At 63.7% G+C, this 13,970-nt stretch carries 14 protein-coding genes; 7 read left to right on the forward strand and 7 right to left on the reverse strand.

The window, feature by feature from the left end; all coding sequences use genetic code 11:
• Positions 1 to 169 precede the first annotated feature (169 nt).
• The 3 genes from ACFVSJ_RS03070 to ACFVSJ_RS03080 all read left to right on the forward strand — a co-directional run bounded on the left by ACFVSJ_RS03070 (position 170) and on the right by ACFVSJ_RS03080 (position 3,429).
• Positions 170 to 1,483 carry an ABC transporter substrate-binding protein gene (locus ACFVSJ_RS03070; RefSeq protein ID WP_387434289.1) on the forward strand — a complete coding sequence of 438 codons (1,314 nt, stop codon included), beginning with the start codon at positions 170 to 172 and terminating at the stop codon, positions 1,481 to 1,483.
• Positions 1,484 to 1,562: 79 nt separating this feature from the next.
• On the forward strand, positions 1,563 to 2,504 hold the full coding sequence (locus ACFVSJ_RS03075) for a carbohydrate ABC transporter permease (protein ID WP_387434291.1): 942 nt from the start codon (positions 1,563 to 1,565) through the stop codon (positions 2,502 to 2,504).
• A complete protein-coding gene (locus ACFVSJ_RS03080) occupies positions 2,488 to 3,429 on the forward strand; it encodes a carbohydrate ABC transporter permease (RefSeq protein ID WP_387434293.1) in 942 nt (313 codons plus the stop codon). The genes ACFVSJ_RS03075 and ACFVSJ_RS03080 overlap by 17 nt, the downstream gene beginning before the upstream one ends.
• Positions 3,430 to 3,475: 46 nt before the next feature.
• On the opposite strand, the gene ACFVSJ_RS03085 is transcribed toward ACFVSJ_RS03080, so the two are convergent.
• Positions 3,476 to 4,105, reverse strand: a complete 630-nt coding sequence (locus ACFVSJ_RS03085; protein WP_387434295.1) for a YitT family protein — start codon at positions 4,103 to 4,105, stop codon at positions 3,476 to 3,478.
• Positions 4,106 to 4,165: 60 nt separating this feature from the next.
• Between ACFVSJ_RS03085 and ACFVSJ_RS03090 the strand changes: the two genes are divergently transcribed.
• Complete coding sequence (locus tag ACFVSJ_RS03090; protein ID WP_387434297.1) at positions 4,166 to 5,623, forward strand: PLP-dependent aminotransferase family protein; 1,458 nt, start codon at positions 4,166 to 4,168, stop codon at positions 5,621 to 5,623.
• Between the two features lie 119 nt (positions 5,624 to 5,742).
• On the opposite strand, the gene ACFVSJ_RS03095 is transcribed toward ACFVSJ_RS03090, so the two are convergent.
• Positions 5,743 to 6,216, reverse strand: a complete 474-nt coding sequence (locus ACFVSJ_RS03095; RefSeq protein WP_387434299.1) for a DUF4188 domain-containing protein — start codon at positions 6,214 to 6,216, stop codon at positions 5,743 to 5,745.
• Positions 6,217 to 6,291: 75 nt separating this feature from the next.
• Here ACFVSJ_RS03095 and ACFVSJ_RS03100 point away from each other — a divergent pair, with 75 nt between their 5' ends.
• A complete protein-coding gene (locus ACFVSJ_RS03100) occupies positions 6,292 to 6,867 on the forward strand; it encodes a TetR-like C-terminal domain-containing protein (RefSeq protein ID WP_387434302.1) in 576 nt (191 codons plus the stop codon).
• A gap of 32 nt (positions 6,868 to 6,899) precedes the next feature.
• On the opposite strand, the gene ACFVSJ_RS03105 is transcribed toward ACFVSJ_RS03100, so the two are convergent.
• Positions 6,900 to 7,592: an SRPBCC domain-containing protein gene (locus tag ACFVSJ_RS03105; RefSeq protein WP_387434304.1), complete on the reverse strand. Its 693-nt coding sequence runs from the start codon at positions 7,590 to 7,592 to the stop codon at positions 6,900 to 6,902.
• Positions 7,576 to 8,256: a helix-turn-helix domain-containing protein gene (locus tag ACFVSJ_RS03110; RefSeq protein ID WP_387434307.1), complete on the reverse strand. Its 681-nt coding sequence runs from the start codon at positions 8,254 to 8,256 to the stop codon at positions 7,576 to 7,578. The genes ACFVSJ_RS03105 and ACFVSJ_RS03110 overlap by 17 nt, the downstream gene beginning before the upstream one ends.
• 94 nt (positions 8,257 to 8,350) lie before the next feature.
• On the opposite strand from ACFVSJ_RS03110, the gene ACFVSJ_RS03115 reads away from it, so the two are divergent.
• Positions 8,351 to 9,280, forward strand: coding sequence for an RluA family pseudouridine synthase (locus ACFVSJ_RS03115; RefSeq protein WP_387434781.1), 930 nt, complete (start codon positions 8,351 to 8,353; stop codon positions 9,278 to 9,280).
• A gap of 38 nt (positions 9,281 to 9,318) precedes the next feature.
• On the opposite strand, the gene ACFVSJ_RS03120 is transcribed toward ACFVSJ_RS03115, so the two are convergent.
• Positions 9,319 to 9,858, reverse strand: coding sequence for an O-acetyl-ADP-ribose deacetylase (locus tag ACFVSJ_RS03120; RefSeq protein ID WP_387434309.1), 540 nt, complete (start codon positions 9,856 to 9,858; stop codon positions 9,319 to 9,321).
• 75 nt (positions 9,859 to 9,933) lie between these two features.
• Between ACFVSJ_RS03120 and ACFVSJ_RS03125 the strand changes: the two genes are divergently transcribed.
• Positions 9,934 to 10,566, forward strand: a complete 633-nt coding sequence (locus ACFVSJ_RS03125; protein WP_387434311.1) for a DedA family protein — start codon at positions 9,934 to 9,936, stop codon at positions 10,564 to 10,566.
• Between the two features lie 8 nt (positions 10,567 to 10,574).
• Here the strand turns inward: ACFVSJ_RS03125 and ACFVSJ_RS03130 are convergent, their stop codons facing one another.
• Entirely contained in the window at positions 10,575 to 10,880 is a 306-nt protein-coding gene (locus ACFVSJ_RS03130) for a hypothetical protein (RefSeq protein WP_387434313.1), read from the reverse strand.
• Positions 10,881 to 11,053: 173 nt separating this feature from the next.
• Positions 11,054 to 13,852 (reverse strand): phosphoenolpyruvate carboxylase, encoded by a 2,799-nt coding sequence (gene ppc, locus ACFVSJ_RS03135; protein ID WP_387434315.1) that lies wholly within the window; start codon positions 13,850 to 13,852, stop codon positions 11,054 to 11,056.
• Positions 13,853 to 13,970 lie beyond the last annotated feature (118 nt).

Raw genomic sequence — 13,970 nt, forward strand, 5'->3', positions numbered from 1 at the left:
CCTCCATGAGCGCCTCAAACCAGCGCCACATTCTCCACCCACAAGATCCGGAGAACCACCCCATTCCTTGGCTCACAGGTACGGTTTTGTCATCTTGTACAACGTTGTAAAACGCCGGGACCATCCCGGATTCCGCAACAGACGCTCATCGACGACGAAGGAGTAAACAATGCTGAAAAGGAGCCTCGTAGCTGCAGCGACCATCATCGCTTCAGCCATTGCCCTGAGCGGGTGCTCAGGAGGGGCGGCACCATCCGCTGACAAGAGTATTCCCACTGACAAGCCCATCACGCTCACCGTGTGGAGCTGGGACGGCACCGTGAAGGAAGCCGTACCGGGGTTCCAGAAGCTCCACCCAAACGTCACCGTGAAGGTTGTGAATGCCGGCTCATCCACCGATGAGTACACCGCCTTGGACAACGCAATCCAGGCGGGCTCGGGCGTGCCAGATATCGCAATGTTCGAATACTTCTCCCTGCCGCTTTTCGCCATCCCCGGGAAGCTCACCGACCTCTCGGAATTTGGCGCCAAGGATCTGGCCAAGGACTACGTCGAGGCGGCGTGGGGCAACGTGACAATCGACGGCAAGCCGTATGGGCTTCCCTCCGACTACGGCCCCGCCGCCATGTTCTACAACCAGGCAGTCCTGGAACAAGCGGGCGTCACCAAGCCGCCAGCCACCTGGGACGAATATTATGACGCCGCCAAAAAGGTCCGCGCCCTCGGCGGCGACCATTACATCACCAACGACTCGGCCGACATCTTCATGCTGATGTCGCTCATGTGGGAAGGCGGCGGCCGGCCGTTCAAGGTAGACGGAACCAGCGTCACCATTGATTTCAAGGACGCCGGCAGCAGCCGGGCGGTCGCATACTGGCAAAAGCTCATCGACGAGGACCTGGTCAACACGAAGGTGACCGGATGGTCGGACGACTGGAACCGGGGCCTCAACGAGGGCACTCTCGCCACCCAGCTCATTGGCGGCTGGTTCACCTCCACCCTGCCAGAACGTGCTCCCGACGCGGCAGGAAACTTCCGCATTGCCCAGCTGCCCCAGTGGAACGCAGGAGAAACGTCCGGCGCCGAGAACGGTGGAAGTGCCATGGCAATACCGGCTGCCGCCCAGAACAAGGAGGCTGCTTATGCCTTCCTTGAGTACTTCACCCACGGAGATGGGCTGCAGTCCCGTATTGACGCTGGAGCGTTCGTGCCCAACCTGTCCAACCTCAACAACGACGCCTTCCTGAACACCACCAACAAATTCTTCGGAGACCAGAAGTACAACCAGGTCCTGGCGGAGGCCTCCAAGAATGTCGGCACCGGCTGGCAGTACCCGCCGTTCTTCGGCTGGGCCCGTTCGAACTACGAGGATGTGGCAGCGCCGCTGTACGACAGCAGGACCGGCACGCTCGCCGACGTGCTCGAAACCTGGAAACAACGCAGCATCGCTTACGGCAACGAACAGGGATTCACCGTCCGGTAGCGGCACCGTTGCCGTGCGGCACGCTGTCCGCACGGCAACGGCTCCTGTTCTCTCGATGAATCATGAAAGAAGGTTTCCCATGAGTCGCCAGATGCTCGCGAGCAGCACATCGGAGCCAACCGTGTCACCGGATCACACCGTCTTTCGACGGCCGAAACGACGTAAAGCCGGTTTGTTCTTCATCGCCCCCTTCGGCGTGCTGTTCCTGTTCGTCTTCATCATCCCGATCTGCTATTCCGCCTACACCAGCCTGTTCCAAAACAAGCTGATCGGCGGGAAGGTCTTCATCGGTTTGGACAACTACGTCAAGCTGTTCCAGGACAGCCAGTTCTACGACGGCGCCATCCGGGTTGTGTTGTTTACCGCAATACAGGTGCCCGTCATGCTTTTCTGTGCCATTGCGTTGGCCCTGGCACTGGACTCCCTTAAGCTGCACGGGGCCCGGTTCTTCCGCATCGTAGTCTTCCTGCCTTATGCCATCCCCGCCATCGTCTCCATCCTGATGTGGGGTTTCATGCTGGGCATCAAGTACGGGCTGTTGGGGAGCCTGAACCAGGCCACGGGGACCTCCTTCAACCCTTTCGCACCTGAAACCACCATGGCTTCCATAGGAATCATGGTCACGTGGGGGTTCACGGGCTACAACATGCTGATCTTCTATGCGGCGCTCCGCGCAGTTCCCAGGGAACTTTACGAGGCCGCCGCCATCGATGGAGCTACCGAGTGGCAGATCGTCCGGCACATCAAACTGCCCGCGTTGCGCTCGTCCCTGGTGGTCACGGTCATCTTCTCCATCATCGGCACTTTCCAGCTGTTCAATGAACCGAACATCCTGGCCACGCTGGTATCCAACAGCGGAATCACCTCGTACTACACACCCAACATGTACGCCTACAGCCTTGCTTTCAATGGATCGCAGCAAGGGTACGCTGCAGCGCTGGCCTTGGTCATGGCGGTCTTTACCATCGCCATCGCGTACATCGTGCAAATCAAGGGAATGAAGAATGTCCTCAGCAAGTAGCCAGGTCGCCTCCCCCGCGCCTCCCCGTCAATTGCCTGGGCCAGGCCAAGGGCGGCGCCGGCAGCTGTACACCATGATGAACCCCAAGAAGAGCGTGGGCGTCACCGTCCTCACTGGGATCTTCGCACTCTACTGCCTGGTGCCCATGGTGTGGCTCCTCATCAACGCCACAAAGACCCAAGGCGATTTCGTTTCATCGTTCGGGCTGGGCTTCGGCAAAGAGTTCGCCCTCTGGGACAACGTCGTGCAGGTGTTCACCTTCCAGGAAGGCATCTTCACGCGCTGGCTCCTGAACACCGTGCTCTACGTGATCGTCGGAGCCGTTGTGTCCACGTTCCTTGCAGCCCTCGGTGGTTACGCCCTGGCAAAGCACGACTTCGTGGGCCGGCGTTCCTTCCTGCTCGTCGTGCTGGGTTCCATCTCGGTGCCTGGAATCGCGTTGGCCATCCCCCAGTTCCTGCTCTTCGCACAGCTGGGCATCACCAACACCCCCTGGGCCGTGCTCATCCCATCGTTCATCAATCCTTTTGGCCTCTACCTCATGTGGGTCTTTGCGGACCAGGCGGTACCCAATGCCCTGATCGAGGCAGCACGGATCGATGGAGCGGGTGAATTCCGGATTTTCCTGCGCATTGCCATGCCGATGCTGGCGCCAGCAACGGTGACGGTCCTGTTGTTCTCCTTTGTGTCCATCTGGAACAACTACTTCCTGCCACTCATCATGCTCAAGGATCCGGCATGGTATCCGCTGACCATCGGAATCAACCAGTGGAACAAACTCGGTTCCACGGCGGGCAACGGCGAACTGATCCAAAACCTGGTCATCACCGGTTCGTTGTTGATGATCATTCCGCTGATTGTCGCGTTCCTCAGCCTGCAACGGTACTGGCAATCCGGCCTGTCGCTCGGGGCCGTCAAGGATTAGGCCAAGAGGGCCCGGCAGCGAATGCCGGGCCCCTCTTATGGAACTCCTAGGCGGCCCGGGCGGTTTCCACGGATTCGTTCGAAACGGCGGCTTCAACCCGCTCCGGCACCATGAACCTGGGCAGCAGCAACTGCACGATCGGGCCGATAGCCAGCGCATAGACCACCGTTCCTACGCCCACGGACCCGCCCAGCAACCAACCCACAGCCAGGACCACAACCTCGATTCCCGTGCGGACCAGCCGCACCGACCAGCCGGTGCGGCGCACCAGCCCCGTCATCAAACCGTCACGCGCACCAGGCCCCAGCCGAGCACCGATGTAGCAAGCGGAGGCAATGCCGTTCAGGACCACGGCGCCGGCCAGCATCGCGATCTGGCCACCGAGGTGCGAGAAGGCGGGAATCAGCCACAGGCCAAGATCGGCGAAGAGCCCCACCAAGACGGCGTTTGCGAGCGTTCCGATCCCGGGCATCTGCCGCAGCGGGATCCAGAGGAGCAGCACCAGGAAACTGACGCCGATGACCACCACACCAATACTGAATCCGGTCTTTTGGGACACGCCCTGGTGGAACACGTCCCACGGGTCCAGGCCAAGTCCGGCGCGGATGAACATGGCCAAGGAAATGCCGTACATCGCGAGGCCGATCAGGAGTTGGGTGATTCTTCGGGTCATCATGAATCCATGATCGCGGGAAACTGGCCTTGTATTCCATAGCCAGTTTGAAATACTGGACTCATGTCCGGCTCATTGAACCCCACGGCACTGACCCGCCTCCTTGGCTCCTGGAATTCCGGCGCCCTGCCCGCCTACCGCGAGCTGGCCGACGTCGTGCGTTTGCTGGTGATGGACGGACGGATCCCGCTGGACGTGGCGCTGCCGAGCGAAAGGGCGCTGGCCCAGGCATTGGGCCTCAGCAGGACCACGGTGACGGCCGCGTACTCCAGCCTGCGGGAACAGGGATTCCTGACCGCCGGCCAGGGCAGCAGGGGACGCACGTGCATCCCCCACCGCAACTCGCCGGTCACCATGCCCGGGCTGGCCGCGCCGGAAGGACTGCTGGACTTGGCCTACGCTTCCCTCCCGGCCGCGGGCGAGGTGGTCCACCGGGCCTTCGCTGATGCCCTGACCGAACTCCCCGCCCTCCTGCCCGGCTTCGGCTACGACGCAATGGGAGTGCCTGCGCTCCGGCAAGCCATTGCGGACAAGTACTCGGCCGAGGGCGTGCCCACCACCGCCCGGCAGATCCTGGTAACGTCCGGGGCCCAGCATGCGTTGAACATTGTCCTGAAGACCTTGGCCGGGAAGCAGGACAAGGTCCTGATTGAACACCCGTCATACCCGAACGCCCTTGACGCCATTCGGGCCGCCGGTTGCCGCCCTCTTCCGGTAGCGCTTCCCGACGCCGGAGCTGCGGCGGGTTGGGACATCGACGCCATGGTGGCCACCATGAACCAGCAGCGCCCGGCCATGGCCTACCTCGTCCCGGACTTCCACAACCCCACCGGCCGCATCATGCCCGAGCCGCAGCGCCGCCGCCTGGCGCGCGCTGCGGCTTCCGCCGGGACGGTCCTGGTGGTGGATGAGACACTGCGCGGCCTGAACCTCGACGACGTCACGGTGGCTCCGATGGCAAGGTTCAGTCCCGCCGTGGTTTCCATCGGTTCGCTGAGCAAGTCCCACTGGGCAGGCCTCAGGACGGGTTGGATCCGGGCCGACGAGGCGTTGATCAACCGCATGGTGACCACCAGGACCACCATGGATCTGGGTGGTCCCGTGGTGGAGCAGTTGGCCGCGGCCCGCTTGGTTGGCGCCTACTCCGAGCCGATGGACGCGCGGCTGGCCGAACTCCGGCACAACCGGGACGCGCTCCTGGAACTGCTGGCGGGGCACCTCCCGGAGTGGGACGTGGAGCGGCCCCGGGGCGGGCTTACTGTGTGGTGCAGGCTTCCCAGTCCGTGCAGCACGGCATTGACGGTCCTCGCCCCGGATTTTGGTGTCCGTCTGGCTGCCGGCCCAAGGTTCGGGGTGGGCGGCGCGTTCGAACGCTACATGCGGGTGCCGTATACGCTACCGCCGGCGCAATTGGAGGCGGCCGTCCGCGCACTCCGGGCGGCGCAGGACAGGCTCGACTCCTCGCCCCAACTCAGGCGCAGCCTCACCACCGAGCGGCCGGCCGCCGTCGGAGTCGCCTGAGTGCCGCCCGCCGGGTCCGCCCGGGCAACCCAACTGAGTCGCAGTTAAGCGCGTTTTGAGGCCTCAAAACGCGCACTGCTGCTACTTAGTTGGGTGCGCAGCTCAGTTGGGCGCGCAGCCTAGCCCATCCGCTGCCTGGCTGTGTTGCTGCCCGGCCCAACGGGAACGTGTGAGGTTGCCTTGGCAAGGCCGAACAAGGGCATCCCGTTGTAGACCACTTCAATCCCGGTGGCCGGGACCTGGTAGGTCTCATGCCAGACGCCGATGTCACCGCTACCGGCAATCTCCTTCATGAACTTGCGCCACGGCCCCAAGTGGGGCGATTCGCGGTCCGCAGCGAACTTCCGCAGATGCTCCGGGCTCTCCCAGTAGCTGAGCATGATGGTGGTCCGGCCAAACCATTGCTCACTGCCCAGCAGGCCCGCCTCCGGGTTCCGCGCAAGGTGCTGCATCATCACCGGCATTGCAGACGCGACGCGCACCACCTTGCCTGTTTTCCACCACCGGTTGGCGCGCATTCCAATGAGGAACACCGTGATGTCGTCGCGGCCGATGTCCGCGGTGAAACGTCCAGGGAAGATCTCCTGTGCCATGTCAGTCCTTGGGTAGTCGAAGGTTCCGGATTTCATAACAACGTTATGAAACGATGTTATGAAACACTTGTAGACATGGCAAGACCTATCGTTCACGATGAAACCGTCCACAAACGGCTGCTGGAAGTCACCGCTGAGCTTGTAGACCGCGAAGGGCCGGCCCGCGTGACCTTGCGGGACGTCGCGGCAGCAGCAAACACGTCCACCACCGCGATCTACTCCCTCTTCGGCGGGAAAGCGCAACTGCTGACGGCCGCCGTCGACGATGGCTTCCGCTCCTTCGGCGAGTCCCAACGCGACGCCTCGAAGGACGGCCTGGCGGGCCTCGGCCGGGCCTACCGCACGTGGGCGTTGACGCATCCGGCCCTGTACCGGCTGATGTTCAGCGGCGCCCTGGCGGCATACATCGACTGCAGTCCGACGCCGGAAGTCGCCTCGGCGTCCATGCTTCCCTTGGTGGAGGCGGTCACCTCGGCCCAGGAAGCGGGCAGGCTTAAAAAGGACGACCCCCAAACGGTCTCAATGGCCATTTGGGGGCAGGTCCATGGGCTGGTCAGCCTGGAGTTGGCGCAAATGAACGAGCCCGGCACGGACTGGGCTGCCATCTACGAAGCAGCCCTTGAAGGAGTAGCCCGCGCCTGGGCAACTTAGCCCAACACGCATGCCGGCACCGGGTGAGCACCCTACGCGTAGACCTTCTCCAGGAACGCGCCCCAGAGCTTGGCCGTGAGCTCGGAATCACCGGAGCCGCCGAATTGATGGACGGTCATTCCCACGGGAGCCCCGAATGCGTTGCGGCCGAAGAAGCGGTACAGGGTGTCGGCAGTTCGGAGGCCCAGGAAGTTGTCATTGGCAAAGTCCACCTCGCCACGCAGCTGCCCCAATCCTTCCACTGCGGCCTCGAAAGCCGAACCCGCGGAAACTCCTTCCACACCGAGGGCCCTCTTCAGCCGGGCAAACCCATCCGGGGCCTGCGAGGACGCCGGCCCTTGGATGTCGGTGAAGACCACGGGCTGGCCATCGAAGTGCTGCAGGTACTGACCAAGCGTGTGCAAGTAGAACTCGGTGTGCTTGCTGGCGCCGTCGTATTGCTCATCCCAGTTGTCGGCAAAGATTCCGCTGTGGACGTAGTGCAGCTTGGCACGGCCGCCTTCGACGGGTTCCAGGACGTGTTCCAGCTGGTTGAACCAGCCGTCAGGCCCGTCCATCCGGGTCACGAGGTGGCCAGGGTACTCATCAACGGTCCGGACGGCCGGCCACTGCTCCGTAGGAAACATCCACGCCGGGGTGTCCACAGTGACTGCCTGCCAGACCCGCTCGGGAGTTCCGGGCAGCTCGGTATCGGCCACGATTTCAAATTCACGGTTGCTTGTCATTGTCCTGGTCCTGTTCTTCTATGGGTTCGGTGACTGCTGGAGGTTCAGTGACTGCTGCGGGTTCGGATGCGGGGTTCTTAAGCGCCGGATGAAGGACGACGACGAGGCGGTGCTTGCGTCCGCCGCCCGCCGAGGCGGAGTGTCCGCCGTCGTGGTATTTGTCCACGAGCTGCGTCACCGCCACACCGAGCTCCTCCGCAAAGGCCGCCCGATCGGCTGCCGAGCGGAAGGTGATCTCGCCGTCGATCGCGAAGCTGGCCAGCTTCTTCCTGGCGGCCGCGGCTCCGGAGATGAGTTTCCCCATTTCCTGCACGGTCCGGGAGGCGAGCGACAAGAGCCAGAAGGCCGAGAACCTGTCCGCGAAGCGTCTCGGGTCGGGCGCCACGGAAGCCAAAGCCACCGGCGAGATCAGGTAGGAAGCCGCCGTCGCACGCAGGACCCGCTCGGTGACGTTGCCTTTGCGCCGCTCCTCAACCAACTCCACCAAGCCATGCTGCTCAAGGGCCTTGAGGTGGTAGTTGACCTTCTGGCGCGGCATGCCCACCTTGGCGGCGAGCTGGGTAGCCGATGCCGGTTCGGACAGTTCCCGCAGGATGCGCGTACGGATCGGGTCGAGCGAGGCTTCCGCCGCCGCCGGGTCCTCGATCACTTCGATGTCCAACATGCTTCAAGTATGGTTACCGACAACTTTTTTTGTCAAGAATTTTTTTATGTTCGGTACTGGCCACGCAACGCACGCAAAGTAGAATTGTCCGGTGATGCAATCCCCCCTCCCCGTGCGCGACGGCGTAAACGCAACCCGCCTCCGCCTGCCGGACGAGGGTCCATGGGACACCGCAATGGACTACATGATGCATCGTTGGGGACACATCGATCCGCAGGGCATCGAGGACCGCTTCGACGCCGGCGAGATCGTTGGCGAAGGCGGCGTACCGCTGACGCGAAGCACCAAGCTGGAGGACCACACCTTCATCTGGTACTACCGCACGCTCCCCCCGGAGACACGGCTGCCCGTGGAAATCAGCATCCTGCACCAGGACGAGCACATCCTGGTGGTGGACAAGCCCCACTTCCTCCCGACCACGCCCGGCGGCACCTACATCCAGGAATCGGCGCTGGTCCGGCTTCGGAACCTCCTGGACCTCCCCGACCTCATTCCCATGCACCGCCTGGACCGCATGACGGCCGGCATCCTCCTTCTCTCCACCAACCCGGAAACCCGCGGGAAGTACCAGGTGCTGTTCGAAAAGCGCCAGGTGCAGAAAGAATACGAGTGCGTGTCCGCCGCGACGCCCGCCGCAGCCTATCCCGCCGTCGAATTCCCCACGGTAGTCCGCAACCGCATGACCAAGTCGCGCAGCTACCTCCTGGCGGAGGTGGTGGACGGCGAACCGAACGCCGAAACGCGCATCGAACAGGTGCAAACGTTCGACGGCGGTGCACAGCGGCGCGCGCTGTACCGGCTGGAACCCCACACCGGCAAGACCCACCAGCTCCGCGTGCACATGGCCTCGCTCGGGCTGGGAATCGTCAATGACGCCTTCTACCCGGACCTCCTGGACAAGGCACCGGACGACTTCAGCAAGCCCCTTCAGCTCCTGGCACGCGGCATCCGCTTTGTGGACCCCGTCAGCAAGAAACCAGTGGAATACCGCAGCCGGCTGGAGCTCAGCGAAGCCCACGCCTGAAGCGGTTCGCTACCCAGGGCTGGGGATCACGGCCGCTGTCAGCCGTCGAACACTGACCGGAAGACCGCCGTCGTGCTTTCCGAAAACAGCACGAACTCCACAACGTCCAGCGGACTTCCGGCCGCGGCACTTCCGGAGCGTGACGCCGAAAAGGCCGTGACGGCGTCGTGCGCCACCTCCGCAACCTCACGGGCGTCCCAGCCATAAATCCCGGCACTTATCGCCGGGAACGCTACGGACCGGGCGCCAAGCCCTTCCGCTACGGCAAGGCTTTCGCGAAAGCACGAGGCCAACAGTTCGGGATCGGTCTGCCCGGCGTGCCGGTTCGGTCCCACGGTGTGGATCACCCACCGGGCCGGGAGGCGGAAACCAGGTGTCCCGACGGCGGCACCCACCGGGAGCCCGCCGGGCAGTTGGGTACGGCGCAACTCCCGGCAGGCCTCGAGGAGTTCGGGCCCAGCGGCCCGGTGGATGGCCCCGTCCACTCCTCCTCCACCGAGCAGTGAAGAGTTGGCTGCGTTGACGATTGCATCGACGCCGCGCGTGGTCACGTCCCCGTGCATGATCTCGATCCGCATTCCGCCAGTCTTCCGCCGCCGGGGCACCGGGGCAAGAGCCAGCGGGCGGGGTGGCAAGTGCGGTATTTTGTGCCAATGGACTTCATCTCCCCGGAAACCTGGGGATCCGCAATCTATTTGTGGATCATCCCCATGGTCTTGGGCGATGCCATTTTCCCGCCCATCCCGTCGGAGATGGTGGTCATCACCGGCGGCGCACTGGCAGCAGACGGCCACGCGAATTTCTGGCTGATCCTCTTTCTGACCGCGTTTGCCTCCTGGCTGGGCGACATGGCGGTGTACCTGCTCTTCAAAAGGCGGGTGAGCCACGTCCTGGACCGGTGGTCGTGGGGCCGCAAAGCGCACCTGGCCATTCACGAGGCCATCGCCAAAGCCGGCCGGTCCTCAACCTACGGTGCAATCATCGGCGCGCGGTTCGTGCCCGGAGGAAGGCTCGCGACATCAGCCGCATCCGGGATCGCGAACGTTTCGGTCCGCGGGTTCAGCCTGTGCGCCGGAATGGGCGCGGTCCTGTGGGCCGTATGGCAAGTGGGCCTGGGCTACTTCACGGGCTCGACCACCAAGCTGCCGTTTTGGGCCAGTTCATTGATCGGCGTCGGCGTGGGCCTGGTGATTGGCGTAGTCGTCGGCTTGATCGTCACCCGGCGCCGCGGCAACCGCTCCCCCGTCGACGAACCGTTCGACGGCGACGCTCCCCTCACCGACTGACGTCGCCGTCAGATGGGCGACCAGCGCCCCCGGCTCCGGCGGAGCACGTACAGGCTGCCGGTCAGCGCAACACGTTCGACGGCGTCACGCATCATGGCAGCCGACGTCCGGGCGTCGTCGTTCTCGCCGGAGTAATCGCGGTCGTCCACGGTGAAGCGGAGGCTGATTTGCGGCACGCCTCCGACGATGTCCAATTGATTGGACTCCACGTGGTGCCGCGCCCCCAGTGCCTCCACGGCCGCAGCCATCACCGATTCCGGAGCGTTCCCGGGCTTGAGGCCGGTGATCTTGAGCTTGGTCTGGAACGAAGGCATCCCCCAACCCTAATCGCTCTCTCACCAACCGCCCCCTTCCCGGCGACGCTCTCTCACCAACCGCCCCCTTCCCGGCGACGCTCTCTCACCAACCGCCTAAAGCCGGAACGCCCGCCCACCATAGGTGAGCGAGCGTTCAGTTGAAGCAGTCGATTCGTGAGAGAGCGTTGGGGCTAGCCGGTGTTGCGCAGGCCGGCTGCCACACCATTGACCGTGATGAGCATGGCCCGCTGGAGCCGTTCGTCGATCTCGGCGCCGGACACAGACTCTTCCCGGACACGGCGGAGAAGTTCCACCTGCAGGTAGCTGATCGGGTCAAGGTACTGGTCACGGATTTCCAGCGACCGCTTGAGCGTCGGCTGGGCATCGAGCAGTTCCAGCTCTCCCGTGAGGCGCTCCACCTCGGCCACCGTGAGCTCGTACTCGTCCCGGATCATGTGGAACAGGCGGTGCAGCTCTTCGGGAACCAGGGAGGAAACATAGTGCCCGGCAATTTCCATGTCAGTCTTGGCCAGCGTCATCTCCACGTTGGACACCACGGATCGGAAGAAGTGCCAACGGTCCATCATCTCCGTGAGCTGTTCCGTGTTCCCGGCTTCGCGGGCAGCCTTCAGGCCCGAGCCAACGCCGAACCAGCCCGGAACGATCTGCCGGGACTGCGTCCAGCCAAAGACCCACGGAATGGCACGCAGGCCGCCCAGTCCCGCACCCGAATCCGGGCGCTTGGACGGGCGCGAACCGATGTTCAGCGAACCCAACTGCTCCACGGGAGTGGACGCCAGGAAGTACGCCGGAAGATCCGGGTCGTCGATCAGGGCGCGGTAGCGGGCGAACGCCGCGTCGGAGATGGTCTCCATGACGTTGGCATACCGCTCGCGCTCGTCCTCCGACGTCCGGGGAGTCCGGTGCAGGGCGGAACCCTGCATGACGGCCGCCAGCGAGAGCTCCAGGTTTTCGCGGGCAAGCTCCGGCAGCGAGTATTTGTCCGAGATGACCTCGCCCTGCTCGGTGAACTTGATTTCGCCCTCGAGGACACCGTTGGGCTGGGCCATGATCGCGTCGTAGGTGGGTCCGCCACCACGGCCTACCGAACCGCCACGACCATGGAAGAGACGTACGCGAACGCCGTGCTTCGCAGCAACATCGCGAAGCTTCCGCTGGGTCTTGTGGATCTCCCACTGACTGGTCATCACGCCGGATTCCTTGTTGGAATCGGAGTAGCCCAGCATGATCTCCTGGATGTCCCCGCGCAACCGGACCAGCTCCCGGTAGGACGGATCGGACAACAACTGGTCCACGATCTCGGCCGAGGCACGGAGTTCTTCAACGGTTTCCAGGAGCGGCGCGAAGCCGATCCGTGCGTGGGGCTTTGCTCCGAAGAGGTCGATCAACCCGGCCTCGCGTGCCAGGACGGCCGCAGCGAGAACGTCGTCCGCACCCCGGGTCATGGAAATGATGTACGTTTCCACAACGTCCGGACCATACGTGTTCAAGGCCTGGCGAATGCTGCGGAAAACGTCATAGGTACCGTCAGCCGTGCCGTCGAGCTTGATGGGGTGGCCTGAGAGCGGACGGCGCGATGCCAGTTCGGCGCCCAGGAATTCAAAGCGCTCCTCACGGGTGAGGGATGCGTAAGGCTTTTCGGTACCCAGCCGATCTACGAGCTGCCCCACGGCGTCGTGGTGGTAGTCCGCGTGTTCCCGGATGTCCAGGGTGGCAAGGTGCAGTCCGAAGGCCGCGAGGGCACGCCGGACGCGGGCAAGCGCACCATCGGCCACCAGGCCGGCAGCGTGGTTCCGCAACGAGGATTCGAGCAGGCCGAACTCGGCAAGCAGCTCCGGAGTGGTGGAGTAATCGCGGCCCGGCTCATGGTGGGTCGCGGCCGAAATACGACGGCCGGTGTTGATGAGCTTCGCCTTGATGCACGTGAGCTTGAGGCGGTACGGCTCCTGCGCGTTGAGTTCCAGGACCCGCTTATCCAGACCGGGGAGGTTCTTGAGGTCCACCTCGATCGAATCAAGCAATTCCTGGTCGGCGCCGAACAGGGCAGTCGAGTTGGAGAGGACGGAGATCAATTCATCGATCAGGCCGATGCCGATGCGCACGGCGTTCTGGTTCTGCAGCTGCAGGATTTCCCGGGTCACGGCCGCCGTGACATTCGGGTTTCCATCGCGGTCGCCACCGATCCATGATCCAAAGCGAAGCGGGGCCCCCGCTGCCGGCAGCTTGACGCCGTGTTCGCCAAGGAGTTCCGCGAGGTCGGTCAGCATTTCCGGCATGGCGTCGGTCAGGATGCTGTTCAGGTAGTAGATCGCGTTACGGGCCTCATCAACCGGGGTGGGCCGGACCTGGCGCAGTTCGTCGGTCTGCCACATCTGGTCGATGATCTCGGACAACTGACGGTCCTGGCGGCGGCGTGCGGACGTGCCTTCCTGGGTGGGCTGCGCCAGGACATCCGAAAGCTTCCGGATCTTGTCCAGCACGGAACGTCGGGACGCCTCAGTGGGGTGCGCCGTGAAAATCGGCCGTACGTCGAGCTCGTTGACGACGTCTTGCAGCACGTCCGGGCCGGCCTGTCCCGCGATTTCGGAAACGGCCTTGGCCAGCCAGCCATCCTTCTCCTGGCGGGTACGGAGGCCACGAACGCGGTGGACCTGCTCGGCCGCGTTGCTGAGGTGGAAGTAGAACGCGAAGGCGCGGACCAAGTCGGTCGCCTGGTCCAGCGGCAGGGAGGCGAGCAGTTCGCGGACCTGGGCGACGACGTCGTGCGCGCTCCACGGGCCGGTGGCGTCGGCGCCGCCCCGCGCAGCCTCTTTGGATTCCTTCGTCAGCAGCCGGACCTGCTCTACAAGCTGCAGCAATTCCGGGCCGTGCTGCCGTACCAGGGACTCGCCCAGCAGGGTTGAGACCCGGCGTACGTCGGCGCGAAGTTCCGCGGCGAGATCGGTGTCTTGGGGGGCAGTGTGAACCATAGATACTTACCTTCGGGATGTGGTTTGGCTCGTACACTGCGCTGGATACTGTGAGCCCAATTACTTATGTTTCCCAAGGGATACTACCCGCAGGGGCTTGGGCCGCGGGAATATGTCT

This window comes from Paenarthrobacter sp. NPDC058040 (assembly GCF_042885775.1).
In the GTDB taxonomy this organism is placed as follows: Bacteria; Actinomycetota; Actinomycetes; order Actinomycetales; family Micrococcaceae; genus Arthrobacter.